We start from the raw sequence: 275 nt of genomic DNA on the forward strand, positions 1-275 counted from the left end.
TCAATCGGCGCACACGTTTCCCACGTGTGTATCGCTACTCATGCCTGCATTCTCACTCGTGAACCGTCCACAACTCGCTTCCGCGGCTGCTTCACCCGGCACACGACGCTCCCCTACCCATCACAGCCTCCGTTGGGAGTATTGCTGCAATGACACGACTTCGGCGGTACGCTTGAGCCCCGCTACATTGTCGGCGCGGAATCACTTGACCAGTGAGCTATTACGCACTCTTTCAAGGGTGGCTGCTTCTAAGCCAACCTCCTGGTTGTCTCTGC

At 57.5% G+C, this 275-nt stretch carries 1 rRNA gene; it reads right to left on the reverse strand.

Going from position 1 to position 275, the window contains the following annotated elements:
• Positions 1-275 (reverse strand): 23S ribosomal RNA (locus tag B7P34_RS36540); the annotation flags it as partial.

Origin of the sequence: Streptosporangium nondiastaticum, assembly GCF_003011965.1 — a bacterium.
Classification (GTDB): Bacteria; Actinomycetota; Actinomycetes; order Streptomycetales; family Streptomycetaceae; genus Streptomyces; species Streptomyces nondiastaticus.